21 protein-coding genes and 2 pseudogenes are annotated in these 25,312 nt (G+C 68.5%); 17 read left to right on the top strand and 6 right to left on the bottom strand.

The window, feature by feature from the left end; all coding sequences use genetic code 11:
* Window positions 1–15: 15 nt before the first annotated feature.
* Both ACIBBH_RS39400 and ACIBBH_RS39405 read right to left on the bottom strand, forming a co-directional pair.
* Complete coding sequence (locus ACIBBH_RS39400) at window positions 16–2,676, bottom strand: S8 family serine peptidase (protein WP_399413319.1); 2,661 nt, start codon at window positions 2,674–2,676, stop codon at window positions 16–18.
* Window positions 2,677–3,222: 546 nt separating this feature from the next.
* Window positions 3,223–3,531, bottom strand: coding sequence for a hypothetical protein (locus ACIBBH_RS39405; protein WP_399413321.1), 309 nt, complete (start codon window positions 3,529–3,531; stop codon window positions 3,223–3,225).
* Window positions 3,532–3,905: 374 nt separating this feature from the next.
* Between ACIBBH_RS39405 and ACIBBH_RS39410 the strand changes: the two genes are divergently transcribed.
* The 3 genes and pseudogenes from ACIBBH_RS39410 (at window position 3,906) to ACIBBH_RS39420 (ending at window position 6,262) form a co-directional block, all read left to right on the top strand.
* The gene (locus ACIBBH_RS39410) at window positions 3,906–4,937 is read left to right on the top strand and encodes a transposase (protein ID WP_399413323.1); all 1,032 of its coding nucleotides are present in this window, start codon (window positions 3,906–3,908) and stop codon (window positions 4,935–4,937) included.
* Between the two features lie 138 nt (window positions 4,938–5,075).
* A pseudogene (locus ACIBBH_RS39415) lies at window positions 5,076–5,915 on the top strand (IS5 family transposase).
* Between the two features lie 62 nt (window positions 5,916–5,977).
* Window positions 5,978–6,262 (top strand): hypothetical protein, encoded by a 285-nt coding sequence (locus ACIBBH_RS39420; RefSeq protein WP_399413325.1) that lies wholly within the window; start codon window positions 5,978–5,980, stop codon window positions 6,260–6,262.
* A 143-nt stretch (window positions 6,263–6,405) separates the two neighbouring features.
* On the opposite strand, the gene ACIBBH_RS39425 is transcribed toward ACIBBH_RS39420, so the two are convergent.
* A complete protein-coding gene (locus tag ACIBBH_RS39425) occupies window positions 6,406–7,116 on the bottom strand; it encodes a hypothetical protein (protein ID WP_399413327.1) in 711 nt (236 codons plus the stop codon).
* Between the two features lie 718 nt (window positions 7,117–7,834).
* Here ACIBBH_RS39425 and ACIBBH_RS39430 point away from each other — a divergent pair.
* From ACIBBH_RS39430 to ACIBBH_RS39455, 6 genes are all read left to right on the top strand, one after another.
* Window positions 7,835–8,029 carry a hypothetical protein gene (locus ACIBBH_RS39430; RefSeq protein ID WP_399413329.1) on the top strand — a complete coding sequence of 65 codons (195 nt, stop codon included), beginning with the start codon at window positions 7,835–7,837 and terminating at the stop codon, window positions 8,027–8,029.
* A gap of 108 nt (window positions 8,030–8,137) precedes the next feature.
* Window positions 8,138–8,512: a hypothetical protein gene (locus tag ACIBBH_RS39435; RefSeq protein ID WP_399413331.1), complete on the top strand. Its 375-nt coding sequence runs from the start codon at window positions 8,138–8,140 to the stop codon at window positions 8,510–8,512.
* Window positions 8,513–8,981: 469 nt separating this feature from the next.
* On the top strand, window positions 8,982–9,467 hold the full coding sequence (locus tag ACIBBH_RS39440; RefSeq protein ID WP_399413333.1) for an RNA polymerase sigma factor: 486 nt from the start codon (window positions 8,982–8,984) through the stop codon (window positions 9,465–9,467).
* A gap of 218 nt (window positions 9,468–9,685) precedes the next feature.
* The gene (locus ACIBBH_RS39445; protein ID WP_399413369.1) at window positions 9,686–10,303 is read left to right on the top strand and encodes a GNAT family N-acetyltransferase; all 618 of its coding nucleotides are present in this window, start codon (window positions 9,686–9,688) and stop codon (window positions 10,301–10,303) included.
* A gap of 932 nt (window positions 10,304–11,235) precedes the next feature.
* The gene (locus ACIBBH_RS39450) at window positions 11,236–11,481 is read left to right on the top strand and encodes a hypothetical protein (protein WP_399413335.1); all 246 of its coding nucleotides are present in this window, start codon (window positions 11,236–11,238) and stop codon (window positions 11,479–11,481) included.
* A gap of 141 nt (window positions 11,482–11,622) precedes the next feature.
* A complete protein-coding gene (locus ACIBBH_RS39455; RefSeq protein WP_399413337.1) occupies window positions 11,623–12,285 on the top strand; it encodes a hypothetical protein in 663 nt (220 codons plus the stop codon).
* Between the two features lie 320 nt (window positions 12,286–12,605).
* Here ACIBBH_RS39455 and ACIBBH_RS39460 read toward each other — a convergent pair whose 3' ends face one another.
* The gene (locus tag ACIBBH_RS39460) at window positions 12,606–14,339 is read right to left on the bottom strand and encodes an immunity 49 family protein (RefSeq protein ID WP_399413371.1); all 1,734 of its coding nucleotides are present in this window, start codon (window positions 14,337–14,339) and stop codon (window positions 12,606–12,608) included.
* A 402-nt stretch (window positions 14,340–14,741) separates the two neighbouring features.
* Between ACIBBH_RS39460 and ACIBBH_RS39465 the strand changes: the two genes are divergently transcribed.
* The 7 genes and pseudogenes from ACIBBH_RS39465 to ACIBBH_RS39495 all read left to right on the top strand — a co-directional run bounded on the left by ACIBBH_RS39465 (window position 14,742) and on the right by ACIBBH_RS39495 (window position 22,943).
* The gene (locus tag ACIBBH_RS39465) at window positions 14,742–15,011 is read left to right on the top strand and encodes a hypothetical protein (RefSeq protein WP_399413339.1); all 270 of its coding nucleotides are present in this window, start codon (window positions 14,742–14,744) and stop codon (window positions 15,009–15,011) included.
* A gap of 11 nt (window positions 15,012–15,022) precedes the next feature.
* Complete coding sequence (locus tag ACIBBH_RS39470) at window positions 15,023–15,862, top strand: ATP-dependent DNA ligase (RefSeq protein ID WP_399413373.1); 840 nt, start codon at window positions 15,023–15,025, stop codon at window positions 15,860–15,862.
* 495 nt (window positions 15,863–16,357) lie between these two features.
* Window positions 16,358–17,671, top strand: coding sequence for a vanadium-dependent haloperoxidase (locus ACIBBH_RS39475; RefSeq protein ID WP_399413341.1), 1,314 nt, complete (start codon window positions 16,358–16,360; stop codon window positions 17,669–17,671).
* A 428-nt stretch (window positions 17,672–18,099) separates the two neighbouring features.
* A pseudogene (locus ACIBBH_RS39480) lies at window positions 18,100–18,844 on the top strand (IS5 family transposase).
* A gap of 296 nt (window positions 18,845–19,140) precedes the next feature.
* Entirely contained in the window at window positions 19,141–19,938 is a 798-nt protein-coding gene (locus ACIBBH_RS39485; protein WP_399413343.1) for a hypothetical protein, read from the top strand.
* A complete protein-coding gene (locus ACIBBH_RS39490) occupies window positions 19,928–22,456 on the top strand; it encodes a CHAT domain-containing protein (protein WP_399413345.1) in 2,529 nt (842 codons plus the stop codon). The genes ACIBBH_RS39485 and ACIBBH_RS39490 overlap by 11 nt, the downstream gene beginning before the upstream one ends.
* A gap of 10 nt (window positions 22,457–22,466) precedes the next feature.
* Window positions 22,467–22,943, top strand: coding sequence for a tetratricopeptide repeat protein (locus tag ACIBBH_RS39495; protein ID WP_399413347.1), 477 nt, complete (start codon window positions 22,467–22,469; stop codon window positions 22,941–22,943).
* 43 nt (window positions 22,944–22,986) lie between these two features.
* Here ACIBBH_RS39495 and ACIBBH_RS39500 read toward each other — a convergent pair whose 3' ends face one another.
* Entirely contained in the window at window positions 22,987–23,649 is a 663-nt protein-coding gene (locus tag ACIBBH_RS39500) for a hypothetical protein (protein WP_399413350.1), read from the bottom strand.
* A complete protein-coding gene (locus ACIBBH_RS39505) occupies window positions 23,597–24,361 on the bottom strand; it encodes a hypothetical protein (RefSeq protein WP_399413352.1) in 765 nt (254 codons plus the stop codon). Before ACIBBH_RS39505 ends, ACIBBH_RS39500 begins: the two co-directional genes overlap by 53 nt.
* An 8-nt stretch (window positions 24,362–24,369) precedes the next feature.
* Between ACIBBH_RS39505 and ACIBBH_RS39510 the strand changes: the two genes are divergently transcribed.
* On the top strand, window positions 24,370–24,924 hold the full coding sequence (locus ACIBBH_RS39510; protein ID WP_399413353.1) for a hypothetical protein: 555 nt from the start codon (window positions 24,370–24,372) through the stop codon (window positions 24,922–24,924).
* The last annotated feature ends 388 nt before the right edge of the window (window positions 24,925–25,312 follow it).

Below are 25,312 nucleotides of genomic sequence, written 5' to 3' on the forward strand. Positions count from 1 at the left end.
GTTCCGGCGGCCATCTCAGCTCAACTCCGCTCGGTCGTCGAGCTCGTCCGTCTCGTCGAGGTCGGCCAGGGCATCGAGGTCGGACAGTCGCGCACCGGGCAGTCGGAGCAGGAAGTCGCGATGCACGGTGATGGCCTCGCGCAGTGCCGGGCTCCCGGCGGCGGCGAGTTCGTCGAGCAGACAGGCCAGCCCCTCGGCCACCGGGCGGCCACCGAGCGTGCGCGGGACGGGTTCGTCGTGGGCGAGGTCGCTCAGCAGCAGCCGCCGTACGAGCAGCGGGCCGTGCATCCGGTGCCAGGCGACCGTGACACGTCGTTCGGTGTTCACCAGCCGGCGCGTCTCCTCGACCTGTGCGGAGCACAGCTCGGCGGCACGGCGACCGGTCGGGCTCTCGGCCAGCCGGTCGAGCACCTTGCGTATCCGGACCGCCACCGGGACGTGGGCGGCGGGGTAGGCGGCGGCGGGCAGCACGAGCGGCTCGCCGCCGGCGGCGAACGCCTCCGCGAGCGGGGCGGGCCGTGCGGCGAGGATGGCCTTCTCGGCGTCGACGCGGCCGTAGCCCCAGCCGCTGTCCAACTGCGTGGGCGGGACGGGCGGCACCGGCGGCTGGCAGGTGGAGATGAGGTGCCCGACGATCGTGGGGTGGTCGAGGTCGGGATTCACCTCGAACATGAGCGCGATGACGCCGGCGACGAACGGCGCGGCCTGGCTGGTCCCGTCCATGGCGGTGACGAGATCGGGGGGCACGCCGCCCGCCTTGGCCGAGACGATGTCGATGCCGGGCGCGCACACCTCAGGCTTGAGCCGGAAGTCGGTGGTCGGCCCCCGGCCGGAGTAGGGCGCGAGCAGATTGGTCCGCGGGTCGTAGGCGCCAACGGTGATCGGGAGGCGTGCTGCGCCGGGTGAGGTGATGGTCCGGGTGGGCTCCTGATCCGTGAGGACGAATCGGGAGAACGGGTCGGCGGAGCTGCCGAAGACCCAGCAGTCGAACCGGGTGTCGCTCCCCTGGGTCTCCGTGAGGGTGATGGTCCACACGTCGGGGGTGATCTGAGGTTTCAGCGGTGGCACGGCGGGAGGCGGGCTGATCTGAGCGCGGATGAGACGTTTGCCGCTCGGTGCCACGGACAGTCGTGAGGTGACGAAAACCACGTGCGCGGTCTTCCCCTGTCCGAGCGTCTGGCGCACGGACGATGCGTTCGGGTCCGGGTTGGGCGGAACCGGTATCATCGCCGTTCCTCCGACGCTGGGCGGTGGGGTAAGGGCGAATGTCAGCTGTCCCGGCCCCGCGTACCAGATGTCCATCAGTAGCGCCTGAGCGGTGCGGGGGGTGATGGCGAGCTTGAGAGGGATCGACTGCCCGGCGGGGACGATCCTGGACGCGTGCTGTCCGGACTCCTCGGCGGCGGACCCGGGAGGTCCGGGTTTGTAGAGCCCGCTCGCGTTGCCCGCGCTCACCACGATCGCCCGGCGTTGCACTCCGACAAGGAGGTCGTCCAGCCCCGCTTCGAGGATGGACGTGCCGTCGTGGGGGGTTCCGTTGACGAACAGGCTGATGTTCACCACCGCGGGCGGCTTCGGGTCGGTGCCCGGGGGGAGCCACGGCTGTTCGAGGCAATGCGCGGCTCCCCGCAGGATGTCACTCTCGGAGGGCACGGTACGGACGATGGCGAGATCTGCCCCGTAGGCGAGTCCGACGGTCCGATCCGGGGAGCAGCAGCGGGGCAGACCGATTCCGGCGGCGATGCCGGCGACGTGGCTGCCGTGGCCGTTGGGGTTGCGCGATACGAACGGCGGTGGTGCTGCGGGCGGTGGCGGGGCCGCGGCCAGGGCGGCGTTGATCTCGTTGGCGGAGATGAGGCGGCCCCGGATGACGCTCACTTTCGGGCTCGTCCCCCCGGTCAGGGTGACATCGGTCAGGCGGAGGGCGTTGATCCTCGCGCTGTCGAAGCCCGGCTTGAGGAAGTTGCCCTCGAAATCGATCGTCAGCGGCTTTGTGGGGAGTGGGCCACCGGTGACGACGATGTCGCCCGGCGCGACTCCGCCGAACGCCCCCAGCGCGGCCTGCAGGGTTGACGCGGTCAGGGGGAAAGTCAGGGGGCTGGTCGCCTGTTCGCGCGCGAAGTCCGGAACGAACCACCGCAGGACGATCGAACCTCCGGTGGGGGCGCCCCTGACCTCGATCGTCTGGCGCAGGGTCAAGTCGAGGAGCGAGGTGATCCGGGTCGTCCCGTCGAGTTTCCGGAACGCTGGGTGGAAGATGTCGATGCCGCTGTCGACGATCCCGACGACCACGCCCTGTCCGGTGAGTCCGGGCGGGATGGCGTGGACGAGGTCCGAGGCGGCGGTCCCGCCGAGGCCGGCTGGCACGCCGGTGGGAGTCTCGGCGCCCGTGAACCTGGCCGGACGGTCGCTCTGGATCGCCACCACGCTGTCGAGCGCCGAGATCCGTTCGAGGTCCTCGGCGGCGATGGTGCCGACCGCAACCCGCGCGGTGCGGAAATCCGGCCAGAATCCGGCTTCCTCCACCACCGCGAGGTCGCCGGTGAACTGGAGCAGGACCTTGATCCGTTCGGTCCGGTCCAGCCTCGCACCGTCGTCCTCGTCCTGGCGGAGGGCGGCCTGCTTCAGTGCGTGCACGCGCGAGATCAGCGGTTCGTCGAGTTTCGTGTACGTCATCCGCCACCTCGCAGCCGATCGCCGGACGACATTTTCAAGCGGTCCGAGAAAATCCACCGTATATCAGTATTCGACCCGTTCATAGTGCCGAAGGCGAAGTTCACCTGCAGCAGCGCTCCATGTGCGAATTGATAGCGAAGATTCCCATGTAAAGTTCACTCGTGTGAGTTAATAAAAGTATCATCATGTCAAATGATCTGTCGTGGGCCCATCAGCCAGTGCTGCGGCGATCAACGCCGCGGGTTATCGGTCCAATACTCGGACTCTTGCATTTCGTCGGTCTGGTTGCTGCGCCATGAAAAGATGCCTCGCGCGGAGCGAAGACGGGCTCGCATCTGGTGAGAATGGGTGTACTCCTGGGCTCGTTGCTCAACTCAGAGGTGATATACTCCTCCGACTTGGGAGACTTCACAATGTCGGTGAGGATCGCTTTCACCAAGACGTCATTGGCCTGCTGGGCGGTCGAGAGGCCGCGGTAGATGAGACAGGCCATGGGGACGGCCAGAAGGCCCCACCACGGCTCCACCAGGACGGCCGCCACGCAGCTCAAAACGATGGCCGCAACTCCGACAATAGCCTTGAAATCCGACTCCGCTGCCAGACGGTCGTAATCCCCGTACAGATCTTTGTTTGTGCATAGAGGCGTGTCCCAAGCTGCGGCACGTCCCGAAGAACGAGCCTGACTCCCGCTGTCGATTTTGAATCCGGATCCCAAGACAGGTCACGGTCTTCATCGATTCGATCGGCGATGTAGTAGAGCAAGGTTTCCATAGTCGGTTCAGTCAGCAAGGTCAAACCGCGGCCCGGCAAGTTGATGGTCATACTTTTTGAGATGAATGGGATCTTGCTCTTCACGCCCAACCACCGCAGCTGCCGCCGCGCCCACCACCGGCGAATTCACCGAAGGCCGCGGATAACGGTAGTGGCAGGCACCACGAGACAGTGCGGGGTTGGCGTTCGTAGCGGGGGCTGAGCCGACGGTGGCCAGACAGCCAGGGCGATCAGCTCATCTCGCCGGCTGAGAACGCATCAGCCCTGCCCCGACTACCCCAGCAAGGTTCCAAGAGACCCAGGTCGGTCAGCCCGACGGATCGACTTCTAAAGCTAACCTGCGCGTTTCACTTGCGGCCGTGTCCGGATCTTGAGCGGAAAGACGAAAGTGCCTTCTCAGCTGGGATGATGAGGCTTGCCTAGGGCTTCTGTCACCACAGCAGGAAGGCACTTTCTGCGTGCACACTACCGGGTCGCGTCCCAAGCTCGTCGTCTCGGCCGACGGTCACGGAGTGGTCAGCCACGCCGGATCCCGCCTGCTGGCCGACCTCACCGAAGCCACGGGCCTGACCGGCTTCTTCACCAACGCGCTGCACCGGTTGCGGCCGCGCGGCACCGGCCACGATCCCGGCCGGTTGGCGATCGACCTGGCGGTGATGCTCGCCGACGGCGGCGAGGCGATCGCGGACCTGGCGCTCCTGTGCGATCAGCGCCAGGTGTTCGGCCCGGTCGCCTCCACCCCCACCGCTTGGCGCGTCCTGGCCGACATCGACACCACCACACTCGCGGCACTGCGCACGGCCCCGCCGCCGCCCGGGAAATCGCCTGGCTGCAGGCCGCCGAGACCCCGCGCGGGACACCGCTCTCCCGCGCGGGCGGACGCGACCTGCCCGGCCTGGTCCTGGACCTCCACGCCACCCTCGTCACCTGCCACTCCGAGAAGCAGTGCCTGCGGCGACATCAACCGAGGCAGTCTCGCACTGCTCTCCGATGACGTGACGGGACGGTGTGTGAACGGTGACGGATCCTTCAACGGGTTCTCCCGCGTAAAGTCCGAAGGGGCAAAGGCTGTCGGCGGTTCTGGTCAAGTCAGCCTGCAGCAGCAGAATGTGGCACAACGGGGTCGCCAGAACAGTGCCTGCGCCAACTCCGACTTCGCCGTTACCGCGAATGGCGGGCGGCAGGACAGCGTGTGTGAGAACAAGGACGCCTCGCACAACAAGCACACCCTCACCAAGGGCGGCGGCGCACGCACCGAAGGCGGCTCCAGCATCGCCGACGTGTTCCAGCAGAACACCGCGCAGGAGGGGCGGCAGAACAACAACTGCGCCAACCCCAATAACTCAGGTGTTGAGCTGACGGACTCAGACATCGAGACCAGGTGTCTGACGGTCGACGAGTCTAAGAGGGCGTTTAGGCAGGTCCGGCCCCATATGCGACTCTCGCCCCTGTCCTGCTCTGAGAGCTTTTATCCCGTAGGCATCGAATGACGCTCCCTGGGACGGAGGCTTGGTCATCCATCTCGTTCACTTCTACACCTGGAAGTCCGTCTGGTCTGAAGATGCGACGGAATCGCCTGATGGGCAGCGGAACCGTGCCCTCCGGCTCACTCGTGATCACGCTACGCCGTGAGCGAGCGCAAGCCGTACCCCAGCGGCCTGTCCGACGCCGATGGGCTTTGATCGAGCCTACGTTGACGGCATGGAGAAAGGCCCGGCTCGACCGCAGGCCGACCGGGCGGCCGACCAAGGTCGATTTACGCGACGTCTTCAACGCGATCCTCTATGTGAACCGCACCGGAATCCCCTGGAAATACCTCCCGCACGACTTCCCGAACCATGGCAGGCGTCTATGCCTACTACGCCGCGTGGCGGGACGAAGGGATCTTCGCCCAGCTCAATTACGACCTGACGGGACTGGCCCGAGTGAAGGAGGGGCGCAAGCCCGAGCCGACCGCCTCGGTGATCGACACCCAGAGCGTGAAGACCTCCAGTAACGTGCCCCTGACCAGCCAGGGAACGGATGCGGCCAAGAAGATAGTCGGCAGGAAGCGCGGCATCCTCACCGACACGATCGGCCTCATCCTTGCCGTGACCGTCACCGCCGCCGGCCTATCGGAGAATGCCCTGGGAATACGCCTCCTCGACCAGGCGAAGGAGAAGTACCCGACCATCTCCAAGAGTTGAGGCGACGCCGGTTTCAAGATCGCCGTCGTCGAGCACGGCGCCCGCCTAGGAATCGATGTCGAAGTCGTCAACAGGAACCCGGGTACCCGCGGGTTTCACGTCGTGAAAAGACGCTGGGTGGTCGAGCGCAGTATCGGTTGGATCATGATGCACCGCCGTCTGGTCCGCGACTACGAGACCCTCACCGCCAGCTCCGAAGCCATGATCCACATCGCCTCGGTCGACAACCTCACCAGGCGCATATCGGACGAGACCACCCCCACCTGGCGAGGCGCGTACTAGGGCATCAAGGGCAATTTGCCTACTTCAAACCCCCTCTCAGCACCCTGGCGGCCGAAGCGGGCGTGACCCGCACCGCGTTCTACCCGAAGAAGAACCGCGACGGCACCACCCGCCCCCGCCCATACCAGCACCTCGCCGAAGAGTTCGAGCGACGGCTGAAGCTGCTGCAGGAGGCCGGCACCGTCGTCGACCCCAGAACCGCCCAGATCCAACGACTCAAAGACAAGAACGCCAAGCTCGAATCGCGCTTGGACGAACAGAACGCTGAACTCGCCGAACTCAAAGAATTCAAGCAGCTGGCACTGTCTCGGATCGTCGCCCAGCACCTCGAGATCGAGCGATTGTGAGCCGAGAGAGCTGGCGGCAAGGTCGCCGCCCTGGCACCGATAAGGCCCGTGTCCGGCACAATTGGCTCCTGCGGCTAGCTGCCGTCCAGGCGCACATAGTTCTGTCGACCCCGACCGTAACCTTGCGGCCGGGGCCTCTGCAGCTACCCCGCGTGATCATCCGGCGTGGCGGAACCAAAGTACCCGAGGGGTAGGGGTGGTGGTTCGCGGTCTATTATCTGTTCAATGCGATTCAGAAGTGTCTGAGCGAGGGAACCCCGCGCTGTTTCGACTTCGTCGAGCAGGCTTCCCAGTGACAAATATCGATTGTGGTTCAACCCGTTGATGATATCGGAACGGGCCACGCTCGTTGCCCTGGTTAGGACGTTAAACGCGATATGCTCGCCGTTTCCCTGGACGGTGTATGCGCCGTAGGCACTCTGTTGGATCCATATTCCATCATGTAGAACGTCATCAAGGGCGGATTGTGCGTCTGCCCTGATCCGTTGAATTTCTTCGTCGAAGCGGTTGAGGTCCACCGGTATTTGTGACGTCAGGTTCTGGTGAATCTCAATCAAGAATTCGCTCCAAGTGCGCGTCGTTGAGCGAATCCTAATAATCCGCGCGGTCTCGGATTCTCGCCGCGCCTGATAGTCTGCGATGCGCGCAGCGGAGCGAGCTTCTTCGAGTGCGATTTCATTCTGTCTGCGGGACCGTTCCGCCTCCTCTCGCTGCTGCCGAAGCGTCTCTTCAGCTTCTTGCTGATGCCTCCTGAGAGCCACTCGCTGAACGTGCAATGGCCCAAAGTATGCTGCGCATGAGGTGATGAGTCCGCCACCAAGTGCGCCAACCAGTCCGTAGAATGCGTCCCCCATAGCGTCCAGTTTGGTCAGAGGCCATCGTCGTGCCAAGAGGCTGGTGGTACCCGGTAGGGACTGCATCCTGACCGTCGGCAGCGCGGCGTGGATGGTGCTGACCCACGAACACCGGGAGCTGACGCGTGAGCGGGGCGACGGCGGTGGTGGGGAGAACCCGAACACCACCGCTCGGGAGTAGGAGGCCGTCCTCGTCATCCTGAGGGAGACTGCCCAGGAAGCCCATCACCTCGTCCGCCAACTGCCGGGCTACCTCACGGCTGACATCGAACGGCGCGGCAACTGGCCTGCCGCGCCGGGTTCCTTCAAGGGTAATGTGATTCTGGTCACCTTGTAGGGTCTCGGCTGGGCCAGCTATGCGACAGGACGCGCCGGGCCAATACGACACGGGCTGAGACTTGACCCGTCGCCCAAAGAGACGTGACCTGCGAGGGACGCGATCTTTGCGGAAAGAAGCTGGAGGCTCGGCCGGCAGGTGACCGTCTCCTGCGGCAATGCCCTGAAGCATCCCCGGCTTCTGGAGCGGGCCGTGCGGGAGCGTGCCGAGCGGGCAACCGCCGAGCAGAAGGCCCGGCCGGTGGTTTACCCCACCACGACCCGCCCGCCGTTCTGGCCGTGGTAGTTCGTTCCGCCCTCCTAATCCGGCGCGGCGGCCGTGCCGCATGCCGCGGCCGGCCCACGCTCGCCCCTCAGCTCCTGCACGAAACGGAGCTCTCTCATGGCCATCAACACCACACCGCCGCCCGCCATCGCCACCTTGGTTCCCGACTCCGAGGGACACGGGACGGTCCTGCGGATCGTCTACGCCCACCACCTGGACGGCGAGTCCCTGGCCCTCCAGCTCTTCCACCGGTACGTCCACCGCTTGCAGGCCGGCACCCAGCCCTGGAAGAGATCACCCGCGCCGAGGTGATGGCCCTGCTCGGCGAGCAGGGCGCGGACTGCGCCGAAGGCTGGCACTCCTCTGCGAACGAGCCCACCGAGGAGGCCTCGGACGGCGTGGCAGTGGGTCCGCGCGCAGGTGAACCGCCTGTTCCCCGGCCTGTCCTGGAAGGTCGAGCCCGACCGGCGCATGAACATCCCCGGGGTCGACGCCGATAAGGTCGCCGACATCGTGATCCGGGCGCGCCCCCTGGCATCGGATGTGACCTGCCCCGCGACCATGTTCGATCGCGTGCTCACCTACTACGCGGACGGAACGCACGTGGTCATGCGGGCCCGGGGGACGGAGCGCTCCGGGCACACCTTCGGGATGGCGGAGGGCGCTGCCTCGTACGCCTTCCATGCCGTGCGGTGGGATGACGGCGGCGCTGACCTCATCGCCCCCACGTGCTGCATCGTGTCGAGAACCCCAGGACGGCGTGGCTTAGGCGCTGCCGAGCGCCGCCCGTTGTAGCCGAAGCCAAAGCAGGGCTGCGCAAACCGTCGCCGTGCTGGTCGCGTCTGCGGCGTCGGCCGTTTGAACTAGGCTGCACCTCGTGAGAGCGGCAGCGTAAGCAACGGTGGGATGTCTGCATCGACCTCACTCTCAGCTGTGACTCAGATCATATTTCATGTGAAGGGGCTCTGGGAGCTCTGGGTAGACATGACGGAAAGCCACCCGCAGCCCCCCGAGCAGTCAGAGCCTCTCCCCGGCGCAGCAGCGGGAAACACCGCCCCGTCCGGATCGGCTCCTGGCGCGGGACACGGCGAAACAGCTGGCCTGGTTCTCTTGATCAATACAGTTCTGGGAGGCCTGGGAACCCTGTACGTGACCACCAAATCAGTGACCATCACGCTCATTTCGGCTTTGCTGGTCCTGCTAATTGTCATCGTCAAGCGCAGGAGCGGGCGCGAGGCCCGCCCGGGCCGGAGGGACGATCGGAGTGGAGAGTGATTCCGACAGCTTCACGGCCTTCTTCAAGCAACACTATCCGCGGGTGATCGCCATGCTGGTCGTCCACCGCCGCTTCACCGAGGTGGTCGCGCAAGACGCGACCGCGGAAGCGATGACCCGACTGATCCAGCACTGGGGAAAAGTACAGGCACCCCAAGCCTGGGTCCGAACGGTTGCTTCCCGCGTGGCCTGCCAGTTGGCAGGCAGTCAGCAGCAGGCCGGACTGCCGGAATGGGACCTCGTTGACCAGAGGTCCGCGCAAGACCTTGTCGCAGCGGAGCTCGCGCTGGTCGCGGGCACCGCGATCGGCGCCCTGCCCCGACGACAGCGGGAAGTCATGACGCTGACACTGGTTGACATGACTCCTTCGGAGATCGCCGAGATTCTCGGGTGCACTCCGGCGCAGGCGAGTGCCAACCTCGCTCACGCGCGGCGAACCCTGAGGAACGCGATGCGGATGGACAAGGAGGCATGAAGATGGATCCGACGCACATCGGCGAGTCAGAGTCGGCCGAGCGGGGTGCCGCCTACGACCGACTCGTCGCACGGTACTCCGCCCCGGAAACCCTCTCAGCTGCCCTCGACAAGGTAACGGTCGAGGCCCGACGCCGGGCCGCAGCCGGGGAAGGGGCCAGCCGGGTTGCCGAAGCCCAAACGGCGACGACGCCAGCCACGACGAACACCTTCCCCAGCATCTACATCAGCACGGAGCGGCTAATCCTGCGCCCGCTCGATGAGGAGGACATCGAGGCGTTCGCCGAAATGATGAACGATGAGTCCGTCACTGCTTGGACGTCCGCACCGCAGCCGTACACCAAGGCCGACGCCCGCACCTGGATTGCCGACCTTGCCCCGGCCGAACGCACTCAGGGCCGCGGCATCGTCTTCGCTGTCACTGAGTTCCTCACCCAACGTCTGGTCGGAATGGTGCATCTACGCAACACCGACTGGCGCGTCCGTTCCTCCGATATTGCATACGTCATCAGCCCTTGGGCACGCGGCGAGGGCTACGCCTCCGAGGCGGTCCTGGGTATCGCCGAGTGGCTTTTCCGCCACGAGAAGTTCGAGCGGCTGGAGCTGCGCACCGGCGCCGACAACACCGCTGCCCAGCAGGTGGCCCAGAACATCGGTTGCATCGCCGAGGGCGTACTGCGCAACGCCTGGACAGCGCGCGTCAGGACCGCGGATGGCGAGTGGTCTGAGGTGCGAACCGACGTCATTGTCTGGAGCCTCCTGCCGGAGGACCTCCTCGGTGTCGACGAGCAACTGGCCGACAGCGGCGGTTTGACGTCGTTCACCGAACGGAACTGACGAGGATCGTGTGGCGTAGCTGGCTCGTTTGCTTAGTGATCTTCTGTGGCGTGCTGTTGCTCACCGTATGGGGCGGTGTGTTCATTTCGTGGGGGAGGCTTGCGCGGGGACGAGGGGGCGGGCGGCATCAAAACGGCTATCTCCCGCTGCCTTTGCTTTCTAGCCCCTCGACCCACTTGTACACCGCGCACGGGTAGGAGGACAGCGGCCCAGGCGGCCCGGCCAGGACCCGCGCGGGACCGTCCAGCAGGGCCCCGGGTGGCCTTCTCGCCAGCACCGATGGCCGCCGCGAAGTCGATCAGCAGCTGCTCATTGGCCGGCCGCCGGCCGGACAGGGCATTGCCGCCGCCGGTTCAGGGTCCAGGGGCTGTCCGTTGCCGGGGCCGTAGTGGTGTTCCTCCTCGTGGGGTTCGTCATGGGCTGCACCGCTGTGATGGGTGGTCCAGTCCGTTCCGAGGCGCAGTTTCTGGCGCACGTACGCGACACGCAGGCCGCCGGCGAGGACACAGTTCGCTTCCTGGGCTCGGATCCGGACTCCGTGATCCTGGGAAAGTCCAGGGCCAGCGCATCCTGCGTGGACGACCTCGGTGGCGACCGGGCTGACACCCACCGGGACCAGCCGTCAGTCTCCTGGGCCCCGGATTTCAAGGACGGCGACGCCGGGTATCGCGCGGCGGTCGCCGACCTTCGCAGGCGGTGGTCCGAGCGGGGATGGAAGGTGACAACGGAGTCGGAGACTGACCCGGTCACCGGCAAAGCGACCGGCCTGCAAGAGATCCACACGACCGACGACCACGGCGTCGCGCTATCGCTGAGCCCCGGCCGACGTACCGCCGAGGGACTGGTCGTCGCCGACGGCGGCTGCGTCCGCCACGACGACTACTGGGCCACAGACGACTGGAGCTCTGCTCGGCGCTGCCACGGTCCTATCGATGGCATGGCTGACCTTCCTGGTCGGCATGGTCGCACTGTGGGGCGCGGCGGAAGGGGCGGCCGTCGGGGGTCTTCTCGCGGAGTACGCGGCGGGCTTGGCCAGCGGTGCCGCACTGCTCGCCGCGCTCGCCTTCGCGCCCGGGGTACGTCGCATGACGCCGACCGGACGTCGGCTGTTGCTGACTGTTCTGGCGTGTCCTGTCCCACTCGTTCTGGCTGTCGTGACCTGGTTGGGCGTTGGCTGACCGCTTTGCTCGGGGGTGGGACAGACCTGCTCGCTGAGATGTGCCACCCACCCGTCGCCGTCACGCACACCCCCCTCATGCGGTCCTGACCGGTGCGGCACAATCGCGGTCAACTGGGCGAACAACGACGGGGGTGGGAACGTGGGGCGTTTTGGCTCGCGAAGCCGGCGTAAGGACATACCGAACGAGCCGGCGCTACTGGCTGCGGCCGCCGAGAATCCCGGTGGCAGCGTCGCCGAGATCGACCCGACGTATATCGACGACCCGAACGGCTACGTACCTCCCGAGGCAATCCGCGGCGCCTGGTTGGTAGACAGCAGCGGGAAACTGACAGGTGAGTACCAGGAGAATCCCCGCCACGGGGCACCACAGGACGACTTCAGCAAGCTCACTGACCCTGATCACTGGCTTGGCTGGCTCGGCGATGATCCCGCGACCGCCGTCCGCAAGGGCATAGAAGAGTCCTTGCGCGCCCAGGTGGCAGACGCAGTGGTCGAGTGGGTCAAGATCCTTGAAACACCTCGGTTCCTCACCGGTGGGCGTCGACATTCCGAGGACGAACAGCTCATGCTGGTCACCCGCGCGGCACTCGCCGCGCCGTTTGCGTTGTCCGTGCGCACAACGCAGCACGGGCGTTCCATCCTCCTGGGAGTGTTCTCCTGGGCGGCGGTGAACCTCTCACCGCCCGAAGTCCGCAAGGACCGGCACTGGTTCGACCTGGGCGTCGACCTGGACTGGGCCGGTGAACGACTTCAAGAGCGGATCTACGAGATTAACGGTGGGGACGGCACCGCCGAGCGGTAGAGCGGCAATGCCACGCCGTACCGGTGGTCAGAGCGGATACATGACGCCGTCGCGGCCGACCGTGCGCAGGGCGGTGGCGTGGGCGCCGCCGGCGGCGCGACGCCGGCCGTAGTAGTGCTGCGCCAGCTCCGGCACATGGCCGACAACTGACCGGGCGGCTGCAGCTTTCCCTTCCCGGCTTCATGGGCCTTGGATGAGGGAACGTACTGCCTTCCGGAGCCCGGCCTTTGGGATGTCACCAGCCGCCTGGACACATGCAGGCGCCGCTCCGCCCTCGGCCTGGGGGCCGGCAGGGGCATCCCGCTGCGGCCCCGGCCCCCTTAGAAGGGTTCGGCGGCCCGCAGGAGATCCTGCGGAAGGTAGGGAGAATCGACGCGGATGGCCCAGCCGCGGCGGCGGGCGTGGCAGGCCAGGGCGAGGATGTCGAGGTTGACGGAAGCGTCCGGATCGTCGGCGCGGTCGGCGACCTGGTAGTAGTCGCGGTGGGCTTCGAGCGCGTCGGCCAGGGCCAGGTTGAAGCTCTCCTCGTCGCCCTCGACGAGTTGTGACAGCAGCACGGCCGGCGGCATGGCGAAGCCCCAGTCCTTGGCCTTCTCGGCTTGTCGCAGCGCCCGCTGCGCGGCCGGTTCGGGGTCGGTGCCCTTGAGGTAGGCGTGGAGGGCTTCGCGGTACGCGCTGAAGGCGGAGCCGTCCGGGCGGGCGAAGGTGGGGCCGGTGAGGACCAGCGGGGCGAGGTCCTCGCGTGCGCCGGTGATGAGGGCGAGGGCGGTGGCCGTCTGCCAGTTGCCGGCGCCAGCCTCCTCGTCAGGCTCGGCCGGGTAGCGCAGCGTGCGGCCGCCGATGGTCACCTCGGCCTCGGTGCCCGGTTCCGCGAGGGCGATACGGAAGAGGGCCGCACCCATCTGGGAGGCCAGCCGGAGGTTCGCGAGCAGGGCGTCCGTGACCGAGGAGTCCCCCGCCCGCCACTTGAACAGGCGCTCCTGATCACCGAGGACACTGCCGAGCCGCCAGACGGCGAGGGGTTCTCCGTCGACGGCGGTGAACGCCTCCTGAACGTGTTCCTCGTACAAGGCCTCGCTCCGCGGGTTCACCGTCCGCTTGCAGGCGGGCCGTTCCACCACCAGCGGGCCCGCGGCGAGCGCGGCGACCGCGTCCGGGCGCCGGTTCCGGCCGAACCCGCCGACCCGGGGGCCTCGGGTCTCGAAGCCGGTGATCAGCGCGTGCGGGAGGTAGTCGGTGCGGACGGCCGGGGCCCAGCCCAGGGTCCGGTACGCGAGAGCGGCGAGGGTGATGGGAACGAGCGGGAGGAGAGTGCGCGGGGAGGCCGCCGGGCCATGCAGGGCGGAGTGCCTGGCCAGGAGGTCGGCCAGCGCGGCATCGAAGGCTCCCCGGTCCTCGGCGGTCAGGGCGCGCAGCGTGAGCAGCGCCGCACCGTCCGGCCGGTCCAGGAGCGGCTCACCGGTCTCCTGGGCGCGGGTTCGGACGCGGTCCAGGGCCGCGTCGATGGCGGTGAGCTTGGCCTGCGCGCTCGGCGGATACTCCTCGTCGTTGCCGGTGTCCTCCAGGACCACGGCCATCAATCCGGTGGCGAGCTCACCGATGGGCGTCCCCTGCGCCTTCTCGGCGAACTTCTCCCGGGCGAAGTGGAAAGCCTCCCCGTGCCACTTCGCCTTGTCCCGCAGGAGCGCCAGGCAGAGCGCGTCGATCCACTCCCCGGGCGTGACGCTCTCCTCGGGGGCATCCTCACCGGGGTCGTAGCTCATGCCGAAGTTCACGTACTCCAGGAAGACCTGGAAGCTGCAGTGCGGGTGGTAGGCGGCGTAGGCGACGGCGCCGGCCGCGGCTTCGGAGGCGTCCTTGAGGGCGGCCTTGGCCTCCGGAGTGTCGAGGTCGGGTGTCGCGACGGAAAGAGCGCCCAGGTAGTCAAGGAACTCGTCCGCGATCGACTGCCATTCGTAGGTGGCCATCCGACCGCCCCTCGACATGGACCGCACCTGACCCCCGATGCGGTTCGTGAAGTCCTCGCGTGCTGCCGACACGACGGCCCCGCCCACCTGGTGACGCTCTATTCGCACTGCCCTACTCCTTGATCGATCTCTGCGACAGCCTAGATGCCGCATCTGACAGGCCATCGACTGCTGTGACCGAGGCGCCGGCCGGGCCACGCCGAGGGATTTCGCGGCAGGTGCGTCAGGGGCGCTGCGTACCCTGCCGCCCCTGGGGGCCCCTGGGGGCGCTGGGGTAGCCAGACACATCGTGCGCCCGCGCGCCAACCGGGGGCTGGGACCGCCGAGCACCTCCTGCCCGATTGCTGTGCTGCTGGTCAGCCTGGACAGGACGGCGGACAGGCGAGCGGGGCGCGAAAAGCGTAGGAGTGGAAGAGTGCACCTCTCACCGCCGGTCGAGCCGATGCTGGCCCGCTCCGTGACAACTCTGCCGCGCCCGGGTCAAGGCCCGTGCTGTTCGAGCAGGAAGTCGACGGGTTCCGCGTCCTCGTGTTCACCGGCCCGGAGCCGTACCTCCAGTCCAGGCGCGGCGCTGACCTTGGCCCGGCCTTCCCGGAGATCGCCCGGGCCGCAGCCACGCTCGGTGTCGAGGTGGTCGTCGACGCCGAGCTGGTGGTCTGGCACAACGGCAGGCTGGACTTCACAGCACTGCAGCACCGGGCCCGGCTCCGCGGGGCCAGGGCAGAGCGCGCCCCGCCCGGAATCAGCCCGCCCATCTGATCATCTTCGATCTGCTCGAGGTCTCAGGCGCCGTCCTTGTGGACCAACCCCTGCACCAACGCAGGATTGCGCTGGAAAACCTCTTCGCTTCCCTCGGGCTCGCCGCGCCCTGGGCGCTGTGCCCGCAAACCACCGACGCCGCGACGGCCCGCACCTGGCTGGACCCGGCGTGGGGAGCGGCGGGCGTCGAGGGCGTCATGATCAAGGATTCCGACTCCCGGTACCGGCCCGGGGAGCGCGGACGGCTGAAGCTGAGGACGCGCATGACGGCCGAGGGGATCATCGGCGCGGTCACCGGTACCGCGCGTTCACCCCTCAGTCTTCTGCTCGGCCGGTTCGACGCGAGGGGCCGTCTGCGGCTGGTCGCCCGCTCGACGCCGCTGTCACGGAAGGCGGTGGCCGAGCTGGGTGCGGTCCTGCGTCCAGCGGGGCCGGAACACCCCTGGTGGGGCCGGGAGTTCTCGGCAGGGTGGGGGACGAAGGAGGTGTTGGTCTTCCAGCCCGTGGTGCCCGACCTCGTCGCCGAAGTCGACGCCGATACCGCGCTCGACCTGGGCCGGCACCGGCATCCGGTGCGCTACCTGCGGCTGCGGGACGACATGGCTCCCGGCGACGTCCGGGAACCAACCGCCCGGCCGCCCCGCGCTGCACCCCCCGGCCGGAGAATACCCGAACTCAACCCCGACGAGCTACTCAACGCAGACATCAAGCGGCACGTGCACGCCTCCCGCGCCCGCTCCACCCACGACCTCACTCACGAAACCCGCCGCTTCTTACGACGCAGACAGCGCCAACCCCACATCGACCACGCCTACTTCCACGCCCGCCACGTCCGCTACCCGATCAGATAGGCAACCCAATAGTTCCGACTCAATAAGTCTGAGCCCCCTCGCCCGGTCGGGAGGGTGCTCATTGGCGTGTAGTGGCGTCTGAGTGACAGCCGCCGGAGATCTTCTGCTGGATCTTGGCCTTCCGGATGGCCTGTTCGCTGTTGTTGTCGAAGGCACCCGCCAGTCGGGGGTGAACGGGAGCACGTGGTCGCGTCGGTGCCGAGGCGGGTGAGCAGGTTTGCGGCTCTTGCCCAGTTGCGGCGCGGTTCTCCGGGGACTGGGGTGGATGCAGGGTCCGTCCGGCGGCGGTGATCTTCTCGTAGCGGGCGGTGAGGCGTTGGAGGGCGCCCTGGGCCTGCCCGGTCGCGGCGAGTTGTCTTGCTCACGCAGGGGGCCGTTGCTAAGCCTTGGGCACTCAATGCTAGGGAGCCCGCTGTGCATCAAGATTCCCCCCTTCCCGTTCCTCCGCGTTCACGTTTCCGAGCATTCATCTGCGCCGTCGCGGCCATCGCCCTAGTGACGCTCACTGCTGCGACAAGTCCCCCCGACACGGACACCCGGACGGCGGCGGACCCGGCAGCCGTGGTCCGCGAGTGGAACGCCATCGCCACCGACACGATCAAGACCAGCCTCGGCCCACGCCCCTCCGGGCAGGCAGCGATCTGGGAGGGGTTCGTCTCCGTCGCCGTGTACAACGCCGTGGTGGGGATCGAAGGCGGCTACGCCCTGTACAAATGGCACGAGCTCGGTCCGGCCAAGGCATACTCCGCGGCGGCCGCCGCCACTGCGGCCCACGACGTGCTGCTCACCTACTTCCCGGCCTTCAAGGAGCGGCTCGACACCGCGTACGCGGACTCGCTCGCCGCTCTTCCGGCCGGTCAGGCCAGAGACCGGGGCGTGGATTACGGAAAGCGCGCTGCCGCCCGCATCATCGAACTCCGGGAAGGGGACGGCAGATTCGCGGACGTTCCTTTCACCGCTTCCCCAGCACCGGGGGTCTGGCGGCCCACCCCGCCCGCGTTCCAGCCCTTCATCGACACCTGGCTCGCCAGGCTCCGCCCCCTCCTGCTCGCTTCCCCGCAGCAGTTCCGCCCTGGCGGACCACCCGCCCTCTCCTCGGCCGCTTACGCCGAGGATGTCCAGGAGCTGAAGGCCATGGGCGCGAAGACCGGCTCGGGCAGGAGCGCGCAGCAGACCGAGACCGCCCTCTTCTTCAGCGGCAACCTGGTCGCACAGGTCCAGACGGCCGTACGAGACCACGCCGCCCGGCACCGGCTCGGCATCGCCGAGACGGCCCGGCTGTTCGCCGCGGTGAACGCGTCGGCGACCGACGCCGTCGTCACCGCATGGGACGCCAAGCTCCACTACGGCTCCTGGCGGCCGATCACCGCCATCCGCCTCGCCGACACCGACGGCAACCCCGCGACGGCGGCTGACCCGGCCTGGGAGCCGCTGCTCCTCACTCCGCCACACCCGGACTACATCGCCGGCCATACGACCGTCACCGCGGCCGTAGCACGCGCCGTGACCGGCGTTCTCGGTACCTCGCACATCGACCTCTACGTCCCCTCCGAGGTCACCGGCAACACTCGGCTCTACGGGTCCGCCGACGAACTCAACCGGGACGTCGTCGACGCGCGTGTGTGGGGCGGCGTCCACTCCCGCACGGCGGACGTAGTCGGCTGCCGGGCCGGCACCCACGTGGCCGCCTGGGCGCTGGACCACTACTTCCAGCCGGTCACCAAGGACGGTACCCAGCCGTCCCCGCCGACACGAGCGGCTCGACAGGGCAGGTCCGCCGAGCCGAAGTGCGGCGACGACACCGACTGAACCACAGAGCCGAAGTGGACCCGGCGTCGAGCTGGGGAGGCGTCATGCTCCCCAGCGGCAGCCTCTACCGGCGTCTGGTAGCGCTGCTCTCTGGGACCGCGGGCTGAGTGTGGGTGTCCGCGTGCAAGAACGCGGGTTCGGCGCCGGCTGCGAGTGGTCACGCGCACTGACGTCAGGGAGGCTGGGGCGATGACAGTGGCCAGCGAGGAAGAGGTGGCTGCGGTACTCACGCGTTGAGCCCCTTCCCAATCAGGGAGGGGGCTCGCTGCTGTCCTGAACAACAAGGGGGCAATCGCTGGCAGGTCGGGTTGCACCGATCACGAAGTTTCCTTCGCCTTGCGGCACTCGCCAGTAACAACGGCTAACACAATGAGGTGAGGTGGTGCCGTGGATCGTGTCCGTGCGGTGGGTTGAGCCGTTGCCGGTGCATGGGGGCATCACCGTGGATCGTGTCGGACGAGTTGTGGGAGCGGATCGAACCGCTGTTGCCGAGGAGGGAGCGCAGGTTCCGGTATCCGGGCCGGAAGCCGTTGCCCGACCGGCAGGTGCTGTGCGGGATCCTGTACGTGCTGCACACGGACATCCAGTGGGAGTACCTGCCCAGGGAGCTGGGGTTCGGCTCGGGCATGACCTGCTGGCGCAGGCTGCGGGACTGGAACGAGGCCGGCGTCTGGCAGCGGCTGCACGAGGTGCTGCTGGCTGAGCTGAACGCGGAACGGAAGCTGGACTGGTCCCGCTGCGTGGTCGATTCCTCGCACGTCAGGGCGTTAAAAGGGGGTCGCGACGGGCCCGTCGCCGGTCGACCGGGGCCGGGCCGGCTCCAAACACCACCTGATCACCGACGGACACGGTACCCCGCTCGCCGTCATCCTGACCGGCGCCAACCGCAACGACGTCACCCAGCTCCTGCCTCTGCTGGATGCCGTCCCGCCGGTCCGTGGCCGGGTCGGCCGACCGCGCCGCAGAGCGGTGACGGCCATCGCACGGCGCGGCACCGAGCACGGCTCCGGCCTCGGCGTATACCGGTGGGTGGTCGAGCGGGCCTTTACCTGGCTCCACGGCTTCCGTCGACTGCGCGTGCGCTGGGAACGACGAGCAGACATCCACGAAGCGTTCCTCAAACTCGCCTGCTGCCTGATCACCCACCGACAACTGAACTCATTCTTTTACTGACCTTTGCGGCGTGACGTCGTTGGGGGCTGACGAGGTGTGATCGTCGCGGTATGCCGGTTGTGTGAGATATCCGCAGGGTGGTGGGCTGACGCCTGAACGGCAGGCGTTTCGCGAGCGGATCCGGCTGGAGGCCGCGCAGCGATTCGCTGCCGGTGCCTCCAACGCCGAGGACAGCCTGATCGCGGAGACGCGCGGGAGAGTGGCAACTGCAGGTCGTACCCAGTGCATATGGCGTGTCGCACCGCGCATGCGGCAAGCTCGTACCCAGGGTTGGGCTCACAAGTCAAGGGGGCGCCGTGGCGTCTGTTTCCATCAGCCGACCGGATCTCATCGCGGTCGCTGTCCACCGCATCCGCCCTGCGCTGCGCAGCGGCCTCCCGGCCGGGGACTGGCTGATGATCGAGCGCGACCTCGACTCCGCCGCCGCGACCTTGTCGGACGAGCGGCGCGCCACGGAGCACCCGGCCGCCGCACTCACCGTCGTACGCCTGCTGTCGACCGCCGAAACCGGCCGCACGCTGCTCGCCGGCCGACTCGCCGCCCAGGACGCGATCATCGCCCGGGTGCCCGGAGCGGAACGGGCCGCCCTGCTGGGGGCGCTGGCAGTCGTGGACCTCGACGCCGTCCCCGCCACCGCGGCGGACCGGGGGATCACCCTGGAGCCAGGAGGCGTCAGCGGCGGCACGAGCCTCAAACTCCGCAACTTCCGGGTGGACTTCGCGGCCCTACTCAAGCTGGGTGCCGCCTCCGTCACCGCGCTCCAGGCGGTTCTGGCAGGACCCAACCCGCTGGTGATCACCGCCGGCGTACTGACCATCGCGCAGGCCCTCGCCGACACCATGACCATCCCGGTCGGAGAGGACGAGGCGAGTCTCTTCTGGTCCTTCGCCCAGACCGCGGCAGACCGCGACGAGAAATCGGCGACCGAGGACGAACTGCGTGCCGCCTGCGACCGACACCGGCCCGAGTTCGGTCTGGAGCCGCTCACCCCGGTCCGGTTCACCAGGGCACTGCACAGGCTCGAAGCACTCTCCAGCATTCGTGCGCACGGAGAAGGCTGCTGGCAACTCCGCGAGACCTACCGTGTCGCCTGACGGCCCAGCGACTGGACCGGACGCCGAGGAGGACGTCGAAGCCGTCATCCGCCGTCTCACCGAGAAACTGCGAGTCCATCCGACCCACAACCGGACCCGCGCGCTGCTGGCCATCGCGTACGACCGGCGGACCGACGGCGACCGCGAGGAGAACATCCGGCGCATCCTGGTGCACAGCGACTCCCTGAACCGAAAGAAGATCGGCAAGGCCCTGTGGGCAGCGACCCGCGTGCTGCGCGGTAAGGCGTTCCGCGATCGCAGCGCGACCGCCGGACTCGGGGAGATGGATCTGCAGGTCGCGTTGAGCTTCTTCGGCGAGGCCCTCGACCTCTATGCCAAGGGCTCGCCGCTCTGGGCGGATGTCCAGACGGAGATGGCGATCACGCTGCTGCGCCACCCCGGCCTCTGGCCGAACGCGCGATACCACCTCGACAAGGCGCTCGCGGTGTACAGAACGAGTGCCTCGGGTCCCGCGCTTGCCGTCGCCTACGAACTCCTCGGCGACTGGTACGTGCTTGTGGCGAGGAAGACGGGCGCCGCGCGCGACCGGCAGGCGGCCCTCGGGGAGTACTCCCGCTCCCTGGCCCGAACGGACCGCTCCAGGGACACCGCTCGCTGGGCGCGGCTGCAACTCGCCATCGGCCGCCTCGCCCACGCGGGCGGTCCCGCTGCCGACGACATCGCCGCCGGGCACTTCGCGGCGGCCGCACAGGCCCTCACCGGTGCCATCCACCGAACCGCACGCCTCGGAGCGCTGCGGGAACTCGCCGACCTGCACCTGCGCCGCAGGCGCTGGGCGGACGCGCTCCCGCACTACGCCGAGGCACTGTCCCTTGCCCTGGACGTGGCGCGCGAGCCCGCTACGGTCAGCGGGCGCCGCGCGGCGGCGGTTGGAATATCGGACCTGGCGCACTGCCTCGCCTACTGCCAGTACCGGCAGGGGAATCCGGACCAGGCCGTTCTCACGCTCGAGGCGGGCCGCGGCCGGCTGCTGCTGGACCGCCTGGCCGACGACGACGCGGAAGCGGGCGACTCCGACCCGCCGGGACACGCGCAACGTACGCGGTTGCGCCGGGAGATTCGCGAGCTTGAGGCCCGTGAGTACGGAGGCATGATCTTCCTTGAGGACTCCGAGCGCCTGGAGCTGCTCCGCCGGGAGTACGCCGAACTCACCGCCACGGCGACGGGGGCGCAGTCCGCTGCGTTGATCGCCGAACTCGCCCCCCAGGAGCCCAGCACCGCGCTCGTCGTCCCGCTGATCAGCCCGGTCGGCGGAGCCATTTTCATCGTCACGAACACCGACCGGTGTGTCGCACCGGAGAACGTCCTCGACTTCCCCAGCGTGACGACCCGTGACATCGACCGGTGGCTCGAAGGCGAGGTAGGGAGCGACGACGCGGTGGGCGAGCGTCGCAGCGCCGACGACCTCGGCGCAAACACGGTGCCCACCGCCGGCTGGCTGACCGCCTACCGGCGCCGGGACAAGGACGCGGCCTGTGAGGAGCGCTGGCGGAGCACCATGAGCGAGGTCTGCGGCGACCTCGGCCGGACGCTGATCGGAGCACTCGCGAACCGGCTCCGCGAGCTGCGCAGCTCGAGGGCCGTCCTGGTGCCGGCCGCCGGACTGCAGTTCCTGCCCCTGCACGCGGCCGTCATCACGGACGGACCGGGTGCGCGCTGCCTCTTGGACGAGGTGGTCGTCGAGTACGCCCCGTCTGCCGCGATCCGCTCGTTGCTGCACACCCGGCGCGGCGGACGGTGCACCGCCGGGCCAGCCCTCGTCGCAGGGGTAAGCCGCTACCCCTCGCTGCCTCCACTGCCCGCGGTCCCCCACGAGGTCGAGCTGGTCGGCGCGCTGCTGGACAGCGCCCCACTACTCGACAGCCGGGCGACACGGGAGCGGGTCCTGGACGGCATGGCCGACGCCGCGGTCGTCCATCTCGCATGCCACGGCGCGGGCTGGGCGCTGGCCGGGCCGGGCTTCCGGATGGCGTGGGATCCGCCGGCGATCCTGCACCTGGGCGACGAGGGGCTGTCGTTCCAGGACATACTCGGGCAGGACCTGCAGAAGGCCCGGCTCGTCTGCCTGTCCGCCTGCGACACCGGGCTGGTGGAACACAGCTTGCCCTGGGACGAGCACGAAGGACTGGTGACCGTGTTCCTCCAGACCGGAGCCGCCGCCGTGGTCAGCACCCTGTGGGCCGCGGACGACCGGAGCACCGCGCTGCTCATGCAGCGGTTCTACACCGAACTGACGGCGGCTGAGCGCGCCGGGGCGGGCACAGCCGGCAGGCCGACCACAGGGGGCGGCGACCCAGCGCGCGCCCTGCGGCGCGCCCAGCTCTGGCTGCGGGACAGCACCCGCGTCGAACTAGCCGCGGTCTACGAGCGGCTCGTCACCGACGGCCACGACCGCTTCATCGAGCCCTACACGGAACTCATGCTGGCCGGCGCCCCGGACGACCGTCCGTACGCCCACCCGGCGTTCTGGGCTCCGTTCACCTTCACCGGTGCGTAGGAGGCAGCCAATGGGCAAGAAGGCCAAGCGGCACACCAAGTGGTACGAGTCGGCCGCAGGACGGGAGAACGAGTATGTGCGTGCGGTGATCCTCGAGCCCGGCCATCCCATGCAGGAGGACGCGCTGGAACTCGCCGTGCGCGCCCGAGACATGGCGGCCAGGTCGCTGGGCGAGGACCACCCCGCCTGCGCCGAGGCCACCCAGAACATCGGCCTGTACTACCACGTGCTCGGCGGCGACCCCGAGCGCGCGACGGAACTCTTCGACGAGGCCAGGACCAAGGTCGGCCCATACCACCCGGTACTCACCCGCAGCTTCTACTTCCTCGGCATGCACCACCAGCAGGCCGGCGACCCCGGCCAGGCGAGGAAGTTCCTCCAGGAGGTACTGGACATCATCCGCAGGGAGGGCCACGCCGAAGATCCCCGCATCGAGCAGCTCACGGAGATGCTCACAGAACTCGGACCACCGCCGCGAAACGGCTGAGGGGCTCGGAACAGTCCTGAGCATCCATCAGCCCCGGATCGGTTCACAACTCCGCGTCGCCCATGTCATCCACGGCGCCTGGGGCGTCAAAGCCCAAGAGCCTCCTCGCCCTCTTCGGCCTCCATCCGCGCACATGCCTCGGCGACCGCGCGCGGCCGCCACGTCCCTGCTCCCGGTCCGCCCAGGCCGACGGGCTGTCGAACCCCTCGCCCGGGGTCTGCGGCGCCGGGATGCGGGTGGCGTCCACAACGCGCGCCACGGCCAGCTCCCGGGACACGGCGTCCTGCACCAGGTCGGCCGTGCGGGCGGCGGCAAGCCCTTGCGAGCGGGCCGCCAGCCACACCCCACTCACCAACTGCCACACCTCGACTCCTGGCTGAGACTCGTACTGCCGCGGACGCCGGGTGGACACCCCCGCGACCGCGTCCGTCACCTCGTCCAGCACGCGCCGCTCCCGGCTGCCGGCAGTGCGGCGCACCGCATCACGGGCCCCGTTGTAGGCGTCCACCTCCGGGCAGTCGACGGCGTGGTCCGCCAGGAACTCGGCGAAGCCGGCGGCCAGTTCCTTGCGTGCCTCGGCCAGTGCCCGGGCGTCCTTGGCGAGCTTGCGGTCCGTACGGGCCCGCTTGAGCCAGGCGTCGAACTGCTCCTCGTCACCCGGCTGCTGCTGGGCCGCGTAGCGGGCGTAGTCGAGCCAGGTGCGCACCGCCGGGTCCGTCCGGGCGCGCTGAAGCGCCACCGCCCGCTCGCTGGCAAATGCTGCTGGCCCGCCACAGGGCGTCCGGCGCGTCGGTCAGCGAGACCGAGCACTTCTTGCATATCTCGCCGAACATCTCGAACAGAGGGTACGTCGCCGCGTCCGTCGCCGGCCGGGCGTAGCGGCAGCCGCCGTAGGAGTAGCGGCGCAGATCGGAGTGGGGGACGTGATACCGCCCGCCGCCCCCGCCGGTCAGCGCGACCCGGATCGCGGCGAGTGCGGGGCAGTGGACGCGGAAGGCGCCGAGGCCGGGGCGTCGGCGCGCGAGGTCGGATGCGAACCGGTGCTCGCGGGCCCGGTTGAAGGAGGCCAGCGCGCGCCCCGCGTCCCCCACTGCCACGCTGCCGCAGGTCCTGGCCCACGCCCGCAGGGTCGCGGGCAGCGTCGCCACCGGCACACCGGCCAGCATCGCCATCGTGGGCAGGTCCCACATGTCCCGCTGGAAGACCTCTTCGGCGGTAGTGAAGCCGTCGGCGAAGTCGACCGCGCCGACCATGGCCCGCCAGTGCTCCTGGACCTGCTGCTCGAGCCGGTCCAGCGAGGGCCGCCGCTCCTCGGCGCTCCTGCCCGGGTCCTGGTCGTACGCAGCAATGCATCCGGCGCCCAGGTAGAGCCAGGCCGCCGTGAGGTCGTCGTGCTCTGTCTCCTCGCAGTACGACACGACGCGGTGTGCGCCTCGCCCTCCTCGTCCTGCTCGACCAGGTCCGCGACGAACAGCGGAGTGAACTGGCCCAGTACCGCTCGGGCGCGCTCGGCCCACGGGGCGAGCTCGGCCAAGGGCAAGGGCCTGCCGGGAGTTTCCAGAAGGCAGGCGTCAGCGGCGAGCAGGATCTCGACAGCCTGCGCCCGGCCGGCCTTGTCCAAGACTGCGGGGAGCAAGCCCTTGCGCGCGGCTCCGGCGACCCGCCGCAGTGCCTCCTGGTAGCCGCACCCGGATGCCTGGTTCAACGCACGGGCGATCCGCTGCTGGTTGCTGAGATGGGGCTTCTTCTTCGGCTGTGCCATGACGAACTCCTGCACATCCCCGGCGATGCCGTCCCACCACAGCAGCCGCAAGGGAGCGTACGAGGCGTCAAAGCACACCGGTACGACCAGTCACGTTCGCATCCGAGCGGCAGCTCGATTCACCCTCGCCCGGAGGGGGCCCGGCCGCGGCGCGCACCAGCGAAGTGCGCCCGCACGACGATACAGGGCGACAACTGCGTCTCCGCGAATGGCGTCTAGACCCGGCGGCCAGGAAATTTCACCAGGACAGTCTCGCCAAGGGACGCGGAGGCAGTCCGGCCTGCTCAGCGACGGCAGTGATGCGGTCAGCGGTCTCCTGGCCGACCGCCTCGGCGAGGTGCTCGGTGTTGAGGCGATCAGGATCCAGGACCGGTTGGGCAGGGCGGTGAGACCGGCGACCGCGTCGGCGAGCGCTCCCGCTTGCAGAGCCATCGTGGCTTGGACGTCGACGGTGTCCGTGGCCAGCGGCGCTGTAGCCTCGCGGACCAGGTCGACTGAGACGGTGACGTCGTCCAGCACGGTGACCGGGGTGGTGTCTTCCACGAGGTGCGGCTCATGGTCCGCCGCGAGGTCATGAGCCCGGTGCACGGTGATCCTCTCGCTGCCG

The organism is Streptomyces sp. NPDC051636 (assembly GCF_044453765.1).
GTDB lineage: Bacteria > Actinomycetota > Actinomycetes > Streptomycetales > Streptomycetaceae > Streptomyces.

Bases quoted from the DNA above. Each gene is read 5' to 3' on its own strand.
- ACIBBH_RS39400 (WP_399413319.1), bottom strand. From the start codon at position 2,676: ATGACGTACACGAAACTCGACGAACCGCTGATCTCGCGCGTGCACGCA.
- ACIBBH_RS39425 (WP_399413327.1), bottom strand. From the start codon at position 7,116: ATGGGGGACGCATTCTACGGACTGGTTGGCGCACTTGGTGGCGGACTC.
- ACIBBH_RS39430 (WP_399413329.1), top strand. From the start codon at position 7,835: ATGGCCATCAACACCACACCGCCGCCCGCCATCGCCACCTTGGTTCCC.
- ACIBBH_RS39450 (WP_399413335.1), top strand. From the start codon at position 11,236: ATGGCATGGCTGACCTTCCTGGTCGGCATGGTCGCACTGTGGGGCGCG.
- ACIBBH_RS39495 (WP_399413347.1), top strand. From the start codon at position 22,467: ATGGGCAAGAAGGCCAAGCGGCACACCAAGTGGTACGAGTCGGCCGCA.